The sequence below is a fragment of the Pseudomonadota bacterium genome, from assembly GCA_026388275.1.
Lineage (GTDB): Bacteria > Desulfobacterota > Syntrophorhabdia > Syntrophorhabdales > Syntrophorhabdaceae > JAPLKB01.
This window is the reverse complement of record JAPLKB010000061.1, coordinates 25,240-44,819: the sequence shown is the minus strand read 5'-3', so window position 1 is coordinate 44,819 and position 19,580 is coordinate 25,240. Positions and strand designations below refer to the sequence as shown.

23 protein-coding genes are annotated in these 19,580 nt (G+C 39.4%); 21 read left to right on the top strand and 2 right to left on the bottom strand.

Going from position 1 to position 19,580, the window contains the following annotated elements; genetic code table 11:
* Positions 1 to 34: 34 nt before the first annotated feature.
* The 12 genes from NT010_15225 to NT010_15170 all read left to right on the top strand — a co-directional run bounded on the left by NT010_15225 (position 35) and on the right by NT010_15170 (position 10,811).
* On the top strand, positions 35 to 658 hold the full coding sequence (locus NT010_15225) for a hypothetical protein (GenBank protein ID MCX5807392.1): 624 nt from the start codon (positions 35 to 37) through the stop codon (positions 656 to 658).
* A gap of 102 nt (positions 659 to 760) precedes the next feature.
* Positions 761 to 3,517 carry an isoleucine--tRNA ligase gene (gene ileS, locus NT010_15220; GenBank protein ID MCX5807391.1) on the top strand — a complete coding sequence of 919 codons (2,757 nt, stop codon included), beginning with the start codon at positions 761 to 763 and terminating at the stop codon, positions 3,515 to 3,517.
* Positions 3,481 to 3,963 carry a signal peptidase II gene (gene lspA, locus NT010_15215; protein ID MCX5807390.1) on the top strand — a complete coding sequence of 161 codons (483 nt, stop codon included), beginning with the start codon at positions 3,481 to 3,483 and terminating at the stop codon, positions 3,961 to 3,963. Before ileS ends, lspA begins: the two co-directional genes overlap by 37 nt.
* Positions 3,964 to 4,026: 63 nt before the next feature.
* Positions 4,027 to 4,260 carry a hypothetical protein gene (locus NT010_15210; protein MCX5807389.1) on the top strand — a complete coding sequence of 78 codons (234 nt, stop codon included), beginning with the start codon at positions 4,027 to 4,029 and terminating at the stop codon, positions 4,258 to 4,260.
* Between the two features lie 109 nt (positions 4,261 to 4,369).
* Positions 4,370 to 6,031, top strand: coding sequence for a dihydroxy-acid dehydratase (ilvD, locus tag NT010_15205; protein MCX5807388.1), 1,662 nt, complete (start codon positions 4,370 to 4,372; stop codon positions 6,029 to 6,031).
* A gap of 26 nt (positions 6,032 to 6,057) precedes the next feature.
* Positions 6,058 to 6,507 (top strand): PH domain-containing protein, encoded by a 450-nt coding sequence (locus NT010_15200; GenBank protein ID MCX5807387.1) that lies wholly within the window; start codon positions 6,058 to 6,060, stop codon positions 6,505 to 6,507.
* Between the two features lie 36 nt (positions 6,508 to 6,543).
* Complete coding sequence (locus NT010_15195; GenBank protein MCX5807386.1) at positions 6,544 to 7,914, top strand: FAD-binding protein; 1,371 nt, start codon at positions 6,544 to 6,546, stop codon at positions 7,912 to 7,914.
* Positions 7,915 to 8,010: 96 nt separating this feature from the next.
* Complete coding sequence (locus tag NT010_15190) at positions 8,011 to 8,220, top strand: hypothetical protein (GenBank protein MCX5807385.1); 210 nt, start codon at positions 8,011 to 8,013, stop codon at positions 8,218 to 8,220.
* A gap of 19 nt (positions 8,221 to 8,239) precedes the next feature.
* Positions 8,240 to 8,695, top strand: coding sequence for a nucleoside 2-deoxyribosyltransferase (locus NT010_15185; GenBank protein ID MCX5807384.1), 456 nt, complete (start codon positions 8,240 to 8,242; stop codon positions 8,693 to 8,695).
* 184 nt (positions 8,696 to 8,879) lie between these two features.
* Complete coding sequence (locus NT010_15180) at positions 8,880 to 9,278, top strand: cupin domain-containing protein (protein ID MCX5807383.1); 399 nt, start codon at positions 8,880 to 8,882, stop codon at positions 9,276 to 9,278.
* A 131-nt stretch (positions 9,279 to 9,409) separates the two neighbouring features.
* The gene (locus NT010_15175) at positions 9,410 to 9,958 is read left to right on the top strand and encodes a hypothetical protein (protein MCX5807382.1); all 549 of its coding nucleotides are present in this window, start codon (positions 9,410 to 9,412) and stop codon (positions 9,956 to 9,958) included.
* Between the two features lie 130 nt (positions 9,959 to 10,088).
* Complete coding sequence (locus tag NT010_15170; GenBank protein ID MCX5807381.1) at positions 10,089 to 10,811, top strand: TIGR02757 family protein; 723 nt, start codon at positions 10,089 to 10,091, stop codon at positions 10,809 to 10,811.
* Positions 10,812 to 10,813: 2 nt separating this feature from the next.
* Here the strand turns inward: NT010_15170 and NT010_15165 are convergent, their stop codons facing one another.
* The gene (locus NT010_15165; protein ID MCX5807380.1) at positions 10,814 to 11,134 is read right to left on the bottom strand and encodes a DUF2845 domain-containing protein; all 321 of its coding nucleotides are present in this window, start codon (positions 11,132 to 11,134) and stop codon (positions 10,814 to 10,816) included.
* 10 nt (positions 11,135 to 11,144) lie between these two features.
* Positions 11,145 to 11,516, bottom strand: a complete 372-nt coding sequence (locus tag NT010_15160; GenBank protein MCX5807379.1) for a hypothetical protein — start codon at positions 11,514 to 11,516, stop codon at positions 11,145 to 11,147.
* A gap of 450 nt (positions 11,517 to 11,966) precedes the next feature.
* Here NT010_15160 and NT010_15155 point away from each other — a divergent pair, with 450 nt between their 5' ends.
* The 9 genes from NT010_15155 (at position 11,967) to NT010_15115 (ending at position 19,579) form a co-directional block, all read left to right on the top strand.
* Positions 11,967 to 13,451 (top strand): B12-binding domain-containing radical SAM protein, encoded by a 1,485-nt coding sequence (locus tag NT010_15155; protein MCX5807378.1) that lies wholly within the window; start codon positions 11,967 to 11,969, stop codon positions 13,449 to 13,451.
* A gap of 81 nt (positions 13,452 to 13,532) precedes the next feature.
* Positions 13,533 to 13,814: a glutaredoxin family protein gene (locus NT010_15150; GenBank protein ID MCX5807377.1), complete on the top strand. Its 282-nt coding sequence runs from the start codon at positions 13,533 to 13,535 to the stop codon at positions 13,812 to 13,814.
* Positions 13,811 to 14,332 carry a ferredoxin:glutaredoxin reductase gene (locus NT010_15145; protein MCX5807376.1) on the top strand — a complete coding sequence of 174 codons (522 nt, stop codon included), beginning with the start codon at positions 13,811 to 13,813 and terminating at the stop codon, positions 14,330 to 14,332. Before NT010_15150 ends, NT010_15145 begins: the two co-directional genes overlap by 4 nt.
* 126 nt (positions 14,333 to 14,458) lie before the next feature.
* Positions 14,459 to 14,683, top strand: a complete 225-nt coding sequence (locus NT010_15140; protein MCX5807375.1) for a CopG family transcriptional regulator — start codon at positions 14,459 to 14,461, stop codon at positions 14,681 to 14,683.
* A gap of 5 nt (positions 14,684 to 14,688) precedes the next feature.
* On the top strand, positions 14,689 to 14,952 hold the full coding sequence (locus tag NT010_15135; protein ID MCX5807374.1) for a type II toxin-antitoxin system RelE/ParE family toxin: 264 nt from the start codon (positions 14,689 to 14,691) through the stop codon (positions 14,950 to 14,952).
* A 483-nt stretch (positions 14,953 to 15,435) separates the two neighbouring features.
* Positions 15,436 to 16,155, top strand: coding sequence for a lipid-binding SYLF domain-containing protein (locus NT010_15130; GenBank protein MCX5807373.1), 720 nt, complete (start codon positions 15,436 to 15,438; stop codon positions 16,153 to 16,155).
* Positions 16,156 to 16,424: 269 nt separating this feature from the next.
* On the top strand, positions 16,425 to 17,279 hold the full coding sequence (locus tag NT010_15125; protein MCX5807372.1) for a hypothetical protein: 855 nt from the start codon (positions 16,425 to 16,427) through the stop codon (positions 17,277 to 17,279).
* A gap of 305 nt (positions 17,280 to 17,584) precedes the next feature.
* Positions 17,585 to 18,619, top strand: a complete 1,035-nt coding sequence (locus NT010_15120) for a hypothetical protein (protein MCX5807371.1) — start codon at positions 17,585 to 17,587, stop codon at positions 18,617 to 18,619.
* Between the two features lie 108 nt (positions 18,620 to 18,727).
* On the top strand, positions 18,728 to 19,579 hold the full coding sequence (locus tag NT010_15115) for an NAD(+)/NADH kinase (protein MCX5807370.1): 852 nt from the start codon (positions 18,728 to 18,730) through the stop codon (positions 19,577 to 19,579).
* The last annotated feature ends 1 nt before the right edge of the window (position 19,580 follow it).

The window sequence follows — 19,580 nt, the reverse complement described above, 5'->3', positions numbered from 1 at the left end:
TTTTTCGATAGAAAACTACCAAAATAAATAAGGTATGTCAATAAAAAGGGTCTCTATAGCATCCGACTGTTTACTTGAGGGAGTAATACGTGAAAACGGAAAAGAAGCAGGTGTTGTTATATGCCACCCGCACCCTTTATATGGTGGAAGTATGCATAATAATGTTGTTGATGCTATAGACAACGGTTTTTTTGAAAATGGATTTACAACGTTAAGGTTTAATTTCAGAGGTGTTGGAATGAGCATGGGTGCCTACGATGAAGGAGAAGGAGAGGTAAAAGACGTAATCGCATCACTGGCATTCCTGAAAGAAAACATAAACGAGGACGCCTGCATGGTACTTGCCGGGTATTCTTTTGGAGCCTGGGCGGCAAGCAGAGCTGTAGAAAAAGCTAAAGATGTAAATGCGCTTTTTCTTGTATCATACCCTTTCGCATTTTATTCAACAGAAGAATTGAGCAAATTTAGAAAGGATATATATTTTATAGGCGGCGAATATGATGATATATCCCCCATAGACAGCCTGATGAAATTTTACAAAGAAATGCCTGTTGTGGAGAAATCGCTAAAGATTATTTCAACCGACCATTTCTATTGGGGAAAAGAGAAAGAAATAGAAGAATTTATACGGGATAATGTGAAAATACAAAAAACATAGCGCCCGGACCTCTGATGATATTTTCGGAATAAGTTAAACTCTTGCATAGATAGCCTCTTTATGTTAATTTTACTAAATTTTTAATAAAAGGACAGGCATGACATGGACTATAAAGACACATTAAATTTACCCAAGACGCCCTTCCCAATGAGAGGCAATCTTCCGATCAAGGAAAAGGAAATACTAAAATTCTGGGAAGAGACGGAGGTTTATCAAAAACTTACTAAAAAAAATGAGGGAAATCCTTCTTTCATACTTCATGATGGTCCCCCGTATGCAAACGGTCATATTCATCTTGGAACTGCATTAAATAAAATACTGAAGGATATTATTATAAAATCAAAGTTCATGTCAGGATACAGGGCTGACTATATACCGGGCTGGGATTGTCATGGGTTGCCGATAGAACATCAGATCGAGAAGAATACAAAGGAAAAGAAACTTGCATTATCTAAAATAGAAATAAGACATCAATGTCGTACCTATGCGGAAGGATTCCTGAATATCCAGAGAGAAGAGTTCAAGAGACTCGGCAATATCGGGGATTGGGAACATCCATACATCACAATGGATTTTGATTATCAGTCAACCATCATCGGGGAAGTACAAAAATTCTTCGAAAGAGGCGAGGCATACAGGAAAAAGAAGCCTGTCCTCTGGTGCACAAACTGTCTTACTGCCCTTGCAGAGGCAGAAATAGAATATGATACGAAGAAATCTGATGCAGTCTATGTAAAATTTCCTTACACACAGAAAAGAGAGGGTGTTTTTGACCGTTACCCTGATAAACCAATTTTTATGCTTATATGGACAACAACACCATGGACACTGCCGGCAAACCTTGCCATAGCCATAAACCCTGATTTTACATATGAAGCCATTGAGACACAGGAAGGGGTATATATCGTGCTCAAGGACCTTGTTGAAGATATCATGAAAAAAGCAGGTATCGAAACATATAAGATAATAGATGAGATAGAGGCTAAAAGGCTTAAAGGACTTACATTCCGGCACCCCTTTATTGAAAGGGACTCTGTTGTTGTGTATGCAGATTATGTGGCAAACGATACAGGCACAGGATCTGTTCACATCGCTCCCGGACATGGTGAAGAGGACTACGAAACAGGACTGGAATACGGGCTTGATGTTTATTCACCGGTAAATGACAGAGGTGAATTCCTTGAAGAAGTTGAATTCTTTAAAGGCATGAACGTCTTTGAAAGCAACAAACATGTCATCAGCAAACTTGAAGAACTTGGGCTTCTTTTACATAAGGAACAGATTGAACATTCTTATCCTCATTGTTGGCGTTGTAAAAAACCTGTAATTTTCAGGGCAACTGAACAGTGGTTTATCTCCCTTGATAAACTTGGTCTTCGACAAAAGGCTCTTGAAGAGGTAGACAGGACAAAATGGATACCGGCCTGGGGGCATGACAGGATATACAACATGCTTCAGATGAGGCCGGACTGGTGTATTTCACGCCAGAGAACATGGGGAGTTCCGATTACCATATTTTATTGTGAACAATGCAGGGAACCTTTCTGGAGTGATGAAACATTCAATAAAATTAAAAATCTTGTCATGGAACATGGAGCTGATATCTGGTTCGAGAAAGAGGCATCTTATTTTATTCCGGAAGGTATGACCTGCAAACATTGTGGTAATGATACTTTTGTGAAAGAAGAAGATATTCTTGATGTATGGTTTGATTCAGGGGTGAGCTGGGCAGCGGTATGTAAAAAAAGAAAAGAGCTGAAATACCCTGTAGATTTGTATCTTGAAGGAAGCGATCAGCACAGGGGGTGGTTCCATAGCTCTCTTTTGACTTCTGTGGCAAATGAAGGCGCTGCTCCGTATAAATCTGTGCTAACGCACGGTTTTGTCGTGGACGGTACAGGCAGGAAAATGTCAAAATCCTCTGGAAACAACATATCCCCTGAAGAAATAATAGAAAAATACGGTGCCGAGATTCTGAGGCTCTGGGTTACCTATGAAGATTACAGAGATGATATAAAGATATCCAAGGATATTATAAACAGACTTATTGAAACTTACCGGAGAATCCGGAACACCTTGAGATTCCTCCATGCAAACATAAATGATGATTTCAATCCTGAAAAGGATATGGTCCCCTATGAGAAGATGTCATATCTTGATAAATGGATGTTATCACGGCTGCAAAGATTAATAGATAGAGTTACAACTTGTTATAACGATTATGCATTTCATACAATATACCACAGCATTCATAATTTTTGTTCTGTTGATCTAAGCTCCCTGTATCTGGATATCGTTAAAGACAGGATCTATGTGGAAAAAAAGGATTCGATTAAGAGAAGGGCATCTCAAACTGTAATCTATGAAACCCTCATTTCGTTTCTTAAACTTATTGCGCCTGTGCTCTCTTCGACTGCCGAAGAGATGTGGTCATATTTAAAGGGAACAGTCAATGAAGAGAGCGTGCTGTTAACAACATTTCCTGTTGTTAAAAAAGAGCTTATTGATGCAAAGAGCGAAGAAGAATGGGAAAAGATATGGGCCATAAGGGAAACAGTTAATAAAAAAATTGAGGAAAAAAGGGCTGAAAAAGTAATTGGGCATTCACTCGATGCAAAAGTTGTCCTCAATGTGCCTGAGAGCGAATATGAGTTATTAAAAAAATTAGGCGATGAGCTTAAAGATATTTTTATTGTATCCCAGATTGAGCTTAAAAAGGAAAACGAGGTTGAAGTTACTGTTCTCAGGGCAGAGGGAGAGAAATGCGGGAGATGCTGGCAGTATACAACGGATCTGATCGAAACCGGGCAATTTACCCATGTATGCAAAAGATGCGCCGACACCTTGTATTCCTTATAGTTCCTTTTATTTTTCTTCTCGACAGATGGACAAAACTGCTTGTCGTCAATGGACTGGCGTTTGCCCGCCACTATGATGTTACACCCTTCTTTTCCATTGTCCATGCAAGGAATTATGGAGGGGCTTTCAGCCTTTTGTCACAGCATGCTTATGCAAAGTATATATTTACTGTTATTCCGCTACTTATTATCGGGTTGCTTATATTTGTTATTGTTACATACAAGACGCAGTTTTTCAAAAGGCTTTCTTTAACATGTATATTATCGGGCGCAATAGGGAATATATACGATAGGATTTCCTATGGATATGTCGTTGATTTTCTTGATGTATACTACAAAGACTACCACTGGCCTGCATTTAATGTTGCCGATATTTCAATCTCTTTCGGCATATGTCTGTGGATTTTCATGGAATTTTTTGAAGCAAGGCTCAAAACGAAAAAATAAAGGTAGAAAACAGTTTTAACCTGTTCCGGATTTTTTACTTGTTTCATATAATAATGGTAAGTCATGAATAAAGAACTCCTTGATGAAGAAAAAAGGCTCAGGCAATTAAGATTTGTTGTGGATTTTGCAATAGAATTTATTAAAAATCATAACATTACCCATGATGAAGCGATAAAGATTGTTGAAGGGGTTAAAAAATATGCGTTAAAACTTTTTCCGGACAAGGAAGAGGCCTTTGATATTATTTATATACCAAGATTCAAAAGACTGTTGAATGATAAATTTAAAAGAGCGTAATAAAAGCAATGTCGAATGTTGAATTTTAAATGTTGAATGATGGAATAGGAAACTCCAATAGTTATTTCCTTAGCTTAAACTTAAAATTCTGTTGATATAGGAGGCAATAATGAGATCGGATAAAATGAAAAAAGGGATTGACAGAGCACCTCACAGGAGCCTTTTTTACGCAATGGGTTATCTGCCTGAAGAAATAGAGAGGCCGATTATAGGTGTAGTAAACTCAGCCAATGAGGTTATACCGGGTCATATACATCTTGATAAAATTGCACAGGCAGTAAAGGATGGAGTGCGTATGGCAGGTGGTACACCTATGGAATTCCCTACCATTGGTGTTTGCGACGGTATTGCCATGAACCATGAGGGTATGAAATATTCCCTTGGTTCACGGGAACTTATCTGTGATTCAATTGAGGTTATGGCAAAGGCATGTCCTTTTGACGGTCTTGTACTTATACCTAATTGTGACAAAATTATTCCCGGTATGATGATGGCTGCTATGAGGCTTAACATACCCTGCATTATGATAAGCGGTGGGCCTATGTTGGCCGGAAGATTCAAGGGAAAGGACGTAGACCTGATATCGGTATTTGAAGGAGTTGGCAAGGTAGCAGCCGATCTTATGGGTCAGGAGGAGCTTGCATTGCTTGAAGAATGTGCCTGTCCGGGAGCAGGCTCATGTGCCGGAATGTTTACAGCAAATTCAATGAATTGTTTGTCTGAAGCTCTCGGTATTGCCTTGCCGGGAAACGGTACTATACCAGCTGTTTTTGCAGGAAGAATAAGACTTGCTAAAATAACAGGCAAGAAAATTGTTGAGCTTATAAAAAAGAATATAAAACCTCGGGATATAATGACATTAGATTCATTTAAAAATGCTATTACAGTTGATATGGCTTTCGGTGGTTCATCAAATACGGCCTTGCATCTTCCTGCAATAGCCCATGAAGGTGGAATTACATTGCCTCTCGCATTATTTGACGAGATTTCCGAAAAAGTTCCGCATATATGTAACATGAGCCCTGCAGGACCACATCATCTCGAAGATTTAAACGAAGCAGGGGGTGTGTATGGCATCATGAAAGAGCTTTCAAGAAAAAATCTTATTAACAAAAAATGCTTAACAGTGGAAAGTAGAAAGATAGGAGACCTTATCAAATATGCTGAGATTGCAGACAACACTGTTATAAGACCGGTGAAAGATGCTTATCACGAGAAAGGGGGGCTTGCCGTACTTCACGGAAGTCTTGCGCCTGGCGGTTCAATAGTAAAGAGGATAGGTGTTTTGGAGAGCATATGGCATTTTAAGGGAAAAGCTAAAGTATATGAAAGCGAAGAAGAAGCAGGGGCAGCAATAATGGCCGGTAAAATAGAGGCTGGAGATGCAGTTATAATCAGATACGAAGGGCCGAAGGGTGGTCCTGGAATGAGGGAAATGCTTACCCCCACAAGTATCCTTGCAGGCAGGGGTCTTGATGCGGCATGCGCTCTTATTACAGACGGACGGTTTTCGGGCGGAACAAGAGGGCTTTGCATCGGGCATGTGTCGCCTGAAGCAGCAGAAGGAGGCCCCATAGCATTTGTGAAAAACGGAGACAAGATTGAAATTGATCTCAATAAGAAGACTGTTGAGCTTGTTGTGAGCAAAAAAGAAATGGAGAAGAGAAAAAAGGTTTGGAAACAGCATGAGCCTAAGATAAAGGACGGTTATATGGCAAGATATGCAAAACAGGTAACATCAGCATCTACAGGGGCTGTTTTTAAGAAATAGTGGAGTTGCATGGCCGGAGAAATAATATGGGTTATATTGAAGATAAACTGACAGATGGAGAACATGTTGTATATCGCACAAAGCTGCACTGGGCTACGCTTCTTGGCCCTGGAACGCTGATAATCCTTGCAGGATTGTGGATACCTTCTAAGGGTTTATCTGCCTTAGCCCTGCTTGCTCTTGGTGTGATATGGGGTATTTTTTCTTCCATAAGCCTTCAAAACTCTGAAATCGGTATAACCAATAAAAGACTTCTTTTGAGAGTCGGTTTTCCATTAAGAAGATCATGTGATATCCCTTTGGAAACAATACAAATGGTAGACATATACCAGCCTTCCCTCGGCAAATTCTTGAATTTCGGGAAGATTATCATACAATCTGTTGCCCGGAGGAGATATGCTTTCAGAATGATTGTATCTCCCATAGAATTAAGAGATGAGCTTGCAAAGCAGGTTAATTCAATCCGACAGCAATAAAATTTATAAATATTAAATGTACGAGGACAAGAAAAAATGGACAATATAATTATCAATGAAATCATAAAAATTGTGGGAAAAGAGAATGTTCTTACTTCCATTGAAGATAGAAAATGCTATTCCTATGATGCAAGAACAGATGGGGCAATACCGGATCTTGTTGTATTTCCTTCTTCATCCGGGGAGGTATCGCAGATACTTATTCTTGCCAACAAGCATCTTTTTCCAGTAATCCCCAGGGGACAAGGTTCCGGTTTGACTGGTGGAGCTGTACCGCTCAAGGGTGGAACAGTACTGTCTTTTACAAAGATGAACAGAATTCTCGAAATTGATACAAAGAATCTTGTTGCTGTTGTTGAGCCGGGTGCGATTACGTTTTTACTTCAGGAAGAAGTTGCAAAATTTGGTCTTTTTTATCCGCCTGACCCGGCATCTTATAAATATTCCAGTATTGGAGGCAATGCAGCAGAATGTGCAGGCGGCCCGAATTCTTTAAAATATGGCGTTACAAGGGATTATGTTCTTGGTCTGGAAGTCGTAAAACCTACCGGTGAGATTATACAAACCGGTGTTAAAACAATGAAAGGTGTAGTAGGGTATGACCTTACCCGTCTTTTTGTAGGAAGCGAGGGTACACTTGGTGTGATTACAAAGATCATCTTAAAGCTTATTCCCCTTCCTGAAGCAAAAGCGACTATTTTAGCACTTTTCCAGGAGGTTGAGGAAGCTGCTGAAACAGTTTCGGCAATTATTGCAGCACGGATCGTTCCTTCAACAATCGAGTTTCTGGATAGAGCATCGATTAAATGCAGCGAACAGGCTAATCCCATGGGGCTTCCTGAGGGTATCGGAGGCATGCTTCTTATTGAAGTTGATGGAGATAGCGAGTCCATAAAAGGACAGGCAGAAAGGGTCAAAAAAATTGTTCTTGAAAATAAAGCAGTTCAATGCACCATGACTCAGGACCAGAATGAGGCAGATAAACTCTGGCTGGCAAGGCGTACCCTTTCACAGGCCACATACAATCTTAATCCGATAAAAATAGCCGAAGATGTTGTGGTGCCCAGATCGAAAATCCCGGTTCTTATCCATGCTCTTGAGGAAATGGAGAAGAAGTTTGGCATTCCAATTTTAAGTTTCGGACATGCCGGTGACGGCAATTTTCATGTAAGCATCATGATTAGGGATACGGTAGAAGACAGGGAGAAAGCAGAAGAGGCGGTAAAGGAGATATTTGCTGAAACATTAAGACTCGGCGGTACACTCTCTGGCGAACATGGGGTTGGCATCTCAAAGGCACCTTATATAGGGATGGAGTTGTCTGACGAAACAATTGCCACCATGAAGGATATAAAAAAGCTCTTTGATCCCAATAATATATTGAATCCCGGCAAGATATTTTTGTAATAATAATCATTATTGGTTCTGCATAGCTAATATCTTAATTTGATTGATCAGGTTTATGTTATGCTAAGTGTTGTTAAATGTAGAGGGGATTCTACGATGACTAAGTATGATTACAAAGAAAAACCGTCTTCAGTAAGATGGTGGATGGAAGTACGAAAAGGTTCTGTCTGCAAGGGCAACATACGCAAGAATCCATTCACCGGTAGATACCAGTTCTATCGGGGCGCTGCAAACGTCCTTCGCCCTTCTTTCGATGAAGCGGATCTGGAGGCATTGATAGCGCGAATAGAAGAAGTAGATCTTTAGTGGAGGGGATTGCTTGGAGATGAAAATCTATTTTGCCCATCCTTGTTTCACAGAGAAGCAGATCGAATTTAAGAAAAATTTCCTCAAAATAATAAGTCATGCTGTTGATCGAAACAAAATTGCAATGGAAATTATCATAATCGACCCCTTTGAACATACGCCCAATATTGAAGGCGATATAGAAACAAAGCTTTTAATGAGTATGCAGATCATGGAGAAGTGCCTCCAGTTATTGGTTGAATGCGACATTGTCATTGCTCTTGTTGACGGAGATGATACCGGCACAGCCTTCGAATCAGGCTATGCCTATGCAATAAATAAACCGGTAATTCTCGTTTCCGAAACTCTGTGTAGTAGGGCCAATGCCATGTTGATCGGACCAGCAAAAGCAATGATTGATAATGTACTCGATAAGGATCAGATGAACAAACTGATTTTAACCATTAAGTCCTTCCATAATGAGAAGCATTGCTAACCTGAATATTGCAAATTCAATGTATCATCCTCTAACACAAAAACTCCATTGGCAGCAGAATCCATAGGCGTGATCATACCTTGCGCTGTGGATATATAATGTCTTGTAAACTCTTTTTCTTGACCCCTTTAAAAGTAACCTTTATATTATGTTGAAAAATTACCCGTGAAAGATGAGAGAGGTTATGATGAGTATGGTAACAATTGAGAAGCTTCCCAACACAAAAGATACTGATGGCGCAAAATGGTGGGTCGAAGAAAAAGGAGAATTTGCACAGATTGCATATAAAGAAGATATAAGACATCTTGCATTCTTTGAATTAAAAAAAGGATTTTTAAGAGGGAGTCATGTTCATAAGCAAAAAGAAGAAACATTTTATATGGTAAGAGGCAGAGTAAGGGCAATTTTCCGGGATATGGAAACCCTCAGACAGGAAGAACATATCCTGGTAAAGGGTGACAGAATAAGGGTAAAGACAAATTGCGGACATATCTTCTACGGGCTTGAAGATGCCCTTGTTGTGGAATACAGCCCCCAGGTGTACGATAAAGGCGATGCCTATCAGGTTGATTTTGGAAATTAATGATGTTGTGGCCATGAGATAATTAAGGTGCAATAAAATGGATTGTAAAAGATTAAAAAGATAATAAATAATAAAGTCAAAAGAGAAGATTTTGTTTCCCTGGTATTAATTTCAAATTTCAGAGGTGTATAATGTCGGCGATAAAAAGTGCAATAGAATTGGCCATGGAGAGAACAAAAGGTCTTGTCATGGATGATGAGGAAAGGAAATCTTTAGCTTTGAAGGAGACGGAAAACAAAGTTAAAGCGGTGGTGAAAAGATATCTTGAGGGGATAATTGAGAGAAATGGTGTTGACAAGGAGATTGCAAGAATTAAAGCAGACGAAGGATTAAAGAAGTCGATTTTGATAGACAGATTAATTGATGAGTTTGATATTAATAGTAATAACGATAGGTTGCTTAAGATATTTAATGCTATATGTGAAGGTTTGAAGGAACCATTTAAATATGATATGGAAATAATGCAAAATAAATTTTTAGAAGAGACTCTGAAAAGCAAGACGGTTATCAGGGAGAAAGTATTAAATCGTCTGGGAGAGATAGGCATTACGGGCAGCGGTGTAGAACCCAATGTTCAGGCATGGGATGAATGGAATGAAAATGTGGAAGAAACAGGAAGGGCGTTCAAAGACCGTATCATCGAATGGAAAAACAGGCTGAATGCAGCAGGTAGCAAATGAACAATCTGTTTATGATAATTATTTTGTTTTTTCAAATACTTTTATTGTGAACCGTGAAATATAAACAGGGAGATGGCAAATTAATCTGGAAGAAATATATAAACAAGAAAGAGAGTGCCTGCGAGGACTCATCAACAATGATCCTGTAGAATTTATGCACAGATACGAAAACGTCATAGATAAGGAGATTGCAGGTTTTCTTGCCTCCCAGTTTGCCTATGGAAAAATAGATATTTTCAAGAGATTTCTTACAAGCATTTTCGAGCATATGGGAATCAATTTGCTAACATTTATAAAGAAGGGTGATTTTTCTGGGTTTGACGGTTTGTATTATCGGTTCCAGAAAGATAAAGACATCATTGACCTGTTCAATGTTTTGAAAAGGATCATCGATGAATTCGGCAGTATTGGGAATATGATCAGACACTTCTATAAAGGTAACACAAGAGAAACACTGTGGAAAGCGAGGGAGCATTATTTCGAAAATAATAATGAACTTACATTTTTTTTCCCGAAACCGTTAAAATCGAATCCGTTGAAGAGGTGGAACCTTTATTTTCGATGGATGGTCAGGAAAGATGAAGTAGACTCGGGTTTATGGGATTTTATCGATAAGAAAAACCTGATTATTCCCCTTGATACACATATATTCAAGATCAGTAAATGTCTCGGTTGGACGGGGTGTAAAACACCTACATACAGGGCAGCAAAGGAGATAACTGAGGTACTGAAGGAGTTTTCCCCCGATGATCCTTTAAAATATGATCTCTTATTATGCCATATGGTAGGGATAAAAGCTGAGTGCACGGGAAATAAGACAGCCGAATGCAGGAATAAATGTATTGTTTATTAATATCAATTGCCGTAGTCGCCCGATTCTACACTGGAGAGAATACCGTTTCTAAATATTAAGGTATATACAAAATCACGTGGACCCATGTTGTAAGTCCATTCTTCTATCTCAATGGTTGTAAATCCCTTATATGATCCGCCTTCTATTATCCGATGGGATTTATAAGTCGGGTTCCCACATTTTATTGCAACCTCGCCGATTCTGTCGCCTGTTGAAGCAATGTCTCCGTTAGGGCATCGAAAAGAGTCTGCTATGGCACCCGAAAAGGTCAAACAAAGAATTATAAAAGATAATATGAATGTTTTCACACTTATAATTTTCATTAAAGAGATGTTAAGGATTTACCGAAACCTGTGCCTTGTGTGGAGGAACCCAGGTGCCGTTTACCCATTGGCCGGGAATAGTAACCCATTCGCCTGGAGGGTTCTCACTTTTTTTATACTTTGCGATAAATTCTGGATCCGGATATGCATATGCCTGATTTGGCGCAGGAGCATTATTAACAACCGGCTGGGAGTTGACATATACAGGATACGTAACAGGAAAATACCATGGTATTATGAGCGATGTTCCGAAAAAAACTCGTTGACCATACCATCCATGATGCCCGTAATGATGATGACCGCCATAATATCTGCTTTCGGCAGGGAGGGCAAGGGATAGTAGCAGAAATAAAAATATAATTAATAATATATATTTTTTCATTGTTCACCCCTTCAATTCTTTGATGGAGTTTTAACTAATAATATTATACCACTATTACCGGAGTTACGCAATCAGAGAAGGCGAGTGGAGTGGAGCAAAATTTAAGTCTTTCTGGAGGTATTTAAAATTTACAACTATTTATATATATCTGTTATAATTAGAGCAGACACTTTCATGTTTATCACAAGGTTAACTTGAAACAAAAAAAATCTATTGAGAATGAATCATTTAAAGCATAGAATGAAATATAAATAATGGTAAAAATGCGGATATACCAAGTGTCTGCATCGACTAGGGTTCTTAATAGAGAATAATTGCATTAGAAAATAATTGAAGGGATTCAAGAAACGATTTTGTTATTCCAATATACATTTGTAGAAGATCAGAAAACGGCAAAAACCAATATTTAACCATTGACCGAAAGGGACGGTCCAGACATTATAAAAAACTATGAAAGCACTTCTTATATACCCAAAATATCCTGATACCTTCTGGAGCTTTAAATATGCATTAAAGTACATCTCCAAGAAAGCTGCTTTCCCACCGCTGGGATTGTTGACTATTGCTGCTTTTTTCCCTGATGACTGGGAGATTCGTCTGGCTGATCTCAACATTCACGAACTTATGGAAAAAGATCTTCAATGGGCTGATTATGTTTTTATAAGCGCCATGCTGATTCAAAAAGAATCTGTTTCTAAAATCCTGCAGGAATGCCTTCGTCTGGGGAAAAAAGTTGTTGCAGGAGGTCCTCTTTTTAACGGGACAACCGAAGAATACCTGCCGCTTATAGATCATATTATGCTGAACGAGGCTGAAATGACCTTGCCGGATTTTTTTAGAGATCTCAAGGAAGGCAATCCCGGCAAAGTTTATAGGTCTTCTGTTTTTCCTTCTTTATCCATGACGCCAATTCCACGCTGGGATTTAATAAACATAAAGGATTATGCCTCTATTATGATTCAGTTTTCAAGAGGGTGCCCCTTTGATTGCGATTTTTGCGACATTACCTCAATGTATGGCCACAAACCAAGATTGAAGAGTATAGAACAGTTCCTGAATGAGCTTCAGGCCCTTTATGACAGGGGGTGGCGCAGCAGCATTTTTATTGTTGACGATAATTTTATCGGCAACAAAAATGCCATTAAAGAATTGTTGCCCCATGTAATTGAATGGTTGAAAAAACATGATTATCCCTTTGATTTCCTTACCGAAACTTCAATAAATATTGCCGATGATGAAATACTGGTTCGTCTCATGGTTGAAGCCGGATTCAGACAGGTTTTTATCGGGCTGGAAACCCCGAACGAGGAGAGCTTAAGAGAGTGTTCAAAAAATCAGAACTGCAAGCGTGACATGACAGCGGCTATTAAAAAACTTCAAGCATCAGGCATCGAAGTCCTTGGCGGCTACATAGTCGGATTCGATAATGACGATGAGAGTATTTTTTCAAGACAAATCAAATTTATCCAGGAGAGCGGTGTAGTAACGGCTATGGTTGGGTTATTGAATGCTTTGCCTAATACGAGATTATGGCAGAGGCTGAAAGAAGAGAATCGTCTCGATCTGATTGCTTCAGGGGATAACACGGATGGCAGTATAAACTTTATTTCCAGAATGGACAGAGCAAAGCTTATTGAAGGTTATCAAAGGATCATTAAAACCATATACAGCCCCGGACCTTATTATCAGAGAATATGTCAATTCCTGAAATATCATGTTCCTTACGGGAAAAGAAAGATAGGGAAGGGTGGGGTCAAGGCTCTTCTGAAATCCATGCTGTATATCGGGATTCTTGGAAATGGCATAACCCAGGTGTATTACTGGAGACTTTTCATAAAAGCTTTGATATTCTATAGAAAATCTTTTTCCGAGGCTATAACTTTGATGATTTACGGGCAGCATTTTCGTAAAGTAGCGAAAAAGGTTTGCTCATAACGCTGGAAATTCACGAGAGCCTGATTTATCGGCAAATCTTTACAGCCCGGTAATTAAATCAGATATGAAGGAGAATTATCTATGGCAACGACACATATCAGCGGCAGCGACAAAGGAAATCTGGTTCTTTATACATTAAGCACATGCATATGGTGCAAAAAGACAAAGGCTTTCCTTAACGAAATCGGAGTACAATATGACTATGTTGATATGGACATTCTTGAAGGAGAAGAAAGGGAAAAAATGTTGGAGGATCTGAAACACTGGAACCCGAAATGTTCTTTTCCTTCCCTTGTAATCAATAATGAAGCATGCGTCATTGGTTATGATGTCGAAAAGATAAAGGAAGGCATAGGAATATGATTAATAAAGACACAGTGGACTTACATGACGTAGATGTGTCCTTTGATGCATTATCAAAAGACGCAGAGTCAAAAGGATACATTCTGAACCCGGACAAGGAATTTACAAAAGCCCTGATCATGGGTCTTATTATTAATAAGAGAAGATATGGTTATCCCTCGTGCCCTTGCAGGTTGGCCGATGAAAAAAAGGAAGATGATCTTGATATCATATGCCCTTGTAATTACAGAGATGTCGACTTGAACGAGCATGGTGCCTGTTACTGTGCTCTCTATGTGACCAGAGAAATAGCGGATGGTAAGAGACCGTTGAACCCTATTCCGGAGAGAAGACCACCCAAAGAAGAAAGGATTAAAAAGAGACGGCTCCTTGAAACAGGTACTACCCGGCTCTCCTATGCGATCTGGAGATGCGCGGTATGCGGCTACCTCTGCGCAAGGGAATTTCCACCGGAAGTCTGTCCTATATGCAAAGCCCAAAAAGAACGTTTTGAAAAATTAGTTATAAATATGGCGTGATGTTGTTAGATAGTTGATATCCTTCAATATTTCAGTCAATCAATTGCCGATATCCACTTGAATTTTGTTTTATATTTGACTTGGTACAATATATGTGTATAATTTGTGTATGCTGAAAGGTGCTGTATGCAGATAAGACATAATATTACCCTTGACGAGGATATTTCTCTGGAATTGGATTCAATCGCAAATGAACTCGGTGAAAAGAAAAGTTCTGTAATAGAAAAAGCGCTTGCTGTTTACTTTGATTTTCTTGATCTCAAACTTGTGCAAAAAAGAATGAAGGACCTTAAAGAAGGGCGAGACACGATAATAGACGCAAAAGAAGTTTGGAAAGAAATTGGGGTTTAAAAGGAGTGTACGAGCTTAAATTCCTCGGCAGAGCACTCCATGATTTAAAAAAGATTGACCTGCCTCATCAAAAAATCATCAAAGAAAAGTTGCTTATCCTTGCTGAAAACCCGGAGATTCTGAAAAACAATATAATAATACTTGCCGGTGCAAATGAAGATTATTACAGACTTCGCATTGGGAATTACAGGGTTATCTATGAGGAGAAAGAGAAAGAACTCGTCATACTAATCATCCGTATCGGCCATAGAAGAGAAGTATACCTATAAAATGAGCTGGGGCAGGTATGAAATTACTTGTAATAATCAGGCAAAATACGGAAAATAAAGTATACAAATAAATATTTCTGATTGAAAAGGTAAGCACAGCGCAGGATTGTTAAGGTTTTTAGCTATTCGATATTTACTGACAATTATTCACTGTTTTAACAGGGAGAGCGATGATTTACCAATGTACCTATCATTTAATTTCCAATCAGTGCCAGATAGTTATTGAAATATTGAAGGATATCCCAACTACACGTATGTGGAATGCGGAAACATTTTTTGTATAGTAAAATAAATGATATCCCATGTGCAGGTATACAGAAAAAGCATATCATGAGAAGATGTGTCATCACGGGATTTGGCCTTTTCATCGATTATGAGGTATTGAGCAATACAACAGAAGAATTAACATAGAGAACCTGATTGAAGAGCTTACTGAGGTAAAAATACATCTTCAGCTCGAAAGCTGGAGACAAAGGAGAGAATATGAAGACAAAAAAATGTGGCTATTGGATCGAAAGTGTTTTGCTCATAGGAGCACTGCTTTTAGCTTTTTCCGGAATGACATCTCCGTTGTGTGCCGATGATGCCAAGGACAGCGCGCAACTGGTAGATAAGGCACGGATGACCCTGGAAAACTTTTCTAATGCCCGGGAGATGGAAGGTTTTCGCAATCTTATAAAGGATGCCAAGGGTGTCTTTATTGCCCCACAGGTCCTGAAAGGTGCCTTTGTTTTTGGTGTCTCCGGAGGCAGTGGGGTCTTCGTAGTACGTGACAGGAAATCTGGAACCTGGGCAGGACCTGCCTTTTACACAATTGGTGAGGCAAGTTTTGGTCTTCAGGCAGGTGGTGAGGCCTCTGAAGTGATACTTCTTGCCATGACCGACCGGGGTGTCACAGCTCTCCTTGGGAATAGCGCTAAACTCGGAGCAGATGTCGGTGTTGCCGTAGGGCCTGTCGGTATGGGAGCAGCAGCTTCAACAGCCAACCTCAGTGCCGACATTGTGAGCTTTGCCAGCTCAAAAGGGTTGTTTGGCGGCATTGCTGTGGATGGGGCTGTAGTAAAGGTACGTAATGGATTGAATCAAGCCTATTACCACAAAAAGAAACTCACCCCTACTGATATCCTCATCCGGAGAATAGCCAGGAATCCTCAGGCTGATAGTTTGCTCAAAGTTGTTTCCGGTGCGGTTCAGGAAAAGTAACACCGGGCTTAATGTAGTTATTTTGGCCAATAAATTTGCTCTATGTTTTTTAGAACAACCGGCATAGAGCAAAAATAGGACGTATAAAAGTAGATAAAGCGAGATAGGGTAGGGTATAGAGGTTAATATATAACTACCATCCACTACCACTGAAGAATTGCTTTTATTTGCTGCAAAAAAGGCTGTACCTGTTTTTATCTATTTGACAAACTGTTCAATTTCCCTTGACATTACAATACTTTTCCTTTATATCTGAAGTATTGGCTTGAATGAAAGAAACGGACAGATACCCTTATTCCATTAAATTGGCACTACAAAAAAGCCAGTATGAAAATATTCTGGACGCCAATATGTTCTCGGCATATATTCCAAGGGACATGGATATCCTCCGTTTCGAGGATCCCCGCAAGACCAATATGCAAAATGTAGGCATATTCCGGCAGCCCGGTCACATCCATTCCACACATATCAACCAGATATTCAGTTATATCGGTTTTATCAAGCGTATTCAGAACCAGGAATACCGGAAATACCTGCCCATGCTGTATCAAGAGCTTAGCGATTTTCTAGCGGTCATAGAAGATGTTGCTTACAACCTGGATATTAGGTTATCGCTGGAAATCTATGAAGAGCAAAAAAGGGGTTTCGAGAGCTTTTTAAACACATATCACAACCGGCGAGACCATGGTGTTGAATGGATAGACAAAATCTGGAAGCACCAGTTGATCTACCTGGAGCAGATCGATATGCTCTCTGAAGCCTTGAAAATGCGTGGCAAAGTTTTTGATTATAGAGAAGAACCTCTGTATGCACAGATTGTTTCTGTTTGCCGGGAATTTGCGATAGGTGGCAAAACAGAGTTAGAGACATTCATTGACATGGATTGCCGCTTTGTTGCCAATTGTTGTACAAAGGCAGCGCTGGATCAATTTTCTAAAGTGATCTGGTCAGGAGATACACATATTTTGATGTTATTACGAAAAATTTACACCATACAGAAGATTTACAAGAAATTTCCCCAAATCTATCTACATTCCAGCTACGATCCCTTGAATTTTGCCGAATTATTCCCGAAATGGACGTCCAATAAAGGAGATAATTCATTTCTCCCGACTGCTGATTAAACAATCTCCATCTTCAGAATTCGATCAACGTTGATAAACCAGTTTTTTCTCCGCGCATAAAAGTCTATTTGTTGCCAGCCACGAAATTTGAACCCGGATATGTCATTTGCAACGGTTGCCAGGGACAGCCCGACACCCATACTTATCTTAATTGAAAATATTGATTGAAATATCTGATGTAGGAATTTGTGAAATTAATATGAGTAATTGTTTTCCAAAGTGTGTGCTTTATATTGAAACTGCAATCCCTCTGGTAGCAGGAGATAAAAATTGACAACAGTTTACCCATCTGTTAAGGATTAAATGTGAATAACAGGTTGAGATTTAAAGGGGAGTTGTCAACGACTGCAATGGGGATTATGCCGCATATCGATATTGATGCTGCATTGAAATGTGCACTTGGTGTGGATGTTCCTTTCTGGCCACAGTTGCCGAGAATCTCATTTTATGAAGACATGTATGTACAGGCCATGGAAAATTTTCCAGGAATTGTAATGGATAAGGAAAGATTAAGGATTTTTGTTGATACGGATAAGTTTATGGAGGATATACCGGCATATCTTGAGAAAGAAGATGACCCTGATTTTTTTAGAATTTTGGATAGAAATTCGCTTGTATACCGGCATTTTTTATCTCAGGACCTTGCTGCATACAAATCCATCAGAGGTCAGGTGATAAGTCCGGTAAGCCTTGCGCTGAAAATAGTTGATGAGAATGATAAACCTATAGTTTATAATGATGAAATGCGTACCCTTGTATTTTCTTTTATTAAAAAAAAGATAAATGTGCAATACAAAGAGCTGAAGACGAGGAATGAGAATGCCTTTGTGTGGTTGGATGACCCTGGTCTTGAATTTATATTCAATGCCATGTGCGGATATGAAAATGTGAGAGCCAAAAAAGAAGTCAACAATTTTTTTGAGAACATAGAAGGGCCGCGCGGATTGCATCTGTGCGGAAGACCTGACTGGGATTTTATACTTTCTTTGAATATTGAGATATTGTCATTCAATGCGTATGCTTTCGGGGATATTTTTGTAACGTACGATAAAGTTAAGGAATATCTGGAAAGAGGTAATCTGATCAGTTGGGGCATAGTGCCGACTTATTATGAGGAATTTTCAAAAGAGGATGTGAAAAGCATATCTGATAGACTTATGAATATGTGGGAAATTCTGGAGAAAAAAGGGATCGACAGGGAGATGATTATTGAAAACAGCCTGCTTGCGCCGGCTACATGCAACCTGCTCAATCCCGATAGAACGGCGACTGTAGAAAATGCTTTTAAAATGCTCAAAGAAGTATCATTTTACTTGAGAGACGAATATTTAAAGAATTAAACTGTAAATATTAACAGGCATTGTATAAATAACGTAATACGTCAATCTCCGACCTTGCTATTAAAGAATGGGCAGCAAATCGATTGACGTAATTCAAGGGGTATTTGCATGAAAAGAATCCACATTGTGTGCAAAAGAGGCCATGCACATGCTGCCAAGATAGCAGAGCATATTATAGAAGAATTCGGGAATCGGAAAGATATTTATTTGGAAGAAGATGCCGCCAGGATGCTTGGTTATGAAAAAAGCGTTGAATTAGAACATATAGGCGATGGAGCCGATATGATAATGGTGCTTGGAGGCGACGGAACACTGCTTAGCGTATCGAGGCATGTGAAGAGGGAGGATGTGCCAATACTGGGTGTAAATCTCGGTAGCCTTGGATTTTTAACAGAGATCTCGGCAGAAGAACTTCCCTCCGTATTGGGGCGTGTGTTCGAAGACGATTATGAAATATCAAAAAGAATTATGCTTGACGTTGTTGTAATAAGGGGAGGAGAGAAGATATTTGAGCTTGCAACCCTGAATGATGCTGTAATTACAAAAGATACACTTGCACGGATTATTGATATTGAGACATATGTAGATAATGAGTACTTGACGACAATCAGGGGGGACGGGCTTATCGTATCTACCCCCACTGGATCGACAGGATATTCGTTAGCTGCCGGAGGGCCGATCATCTATCCCTCTTTGAAAAACGTTGTACTGTCACCGATATGTCCGCATATGCTTACTAACAGGCCGATTATACTGCCTGAATGTGTGACGATAAGAGCGTTGTTATTATCCGCTGATGAGAGGGTTGTCCTTACCCTTGACGGGCAGATAGGTATCCCGCTGGAGTATGGGGATGAGGTTATTATGAAAAAATCAACACATACGGTAAGCCTTATTAAATCCTTGCAGAGAGGATATTTTGAAATATTGAGAACAAAACTTAAATGGGGTGAAAGGTAGC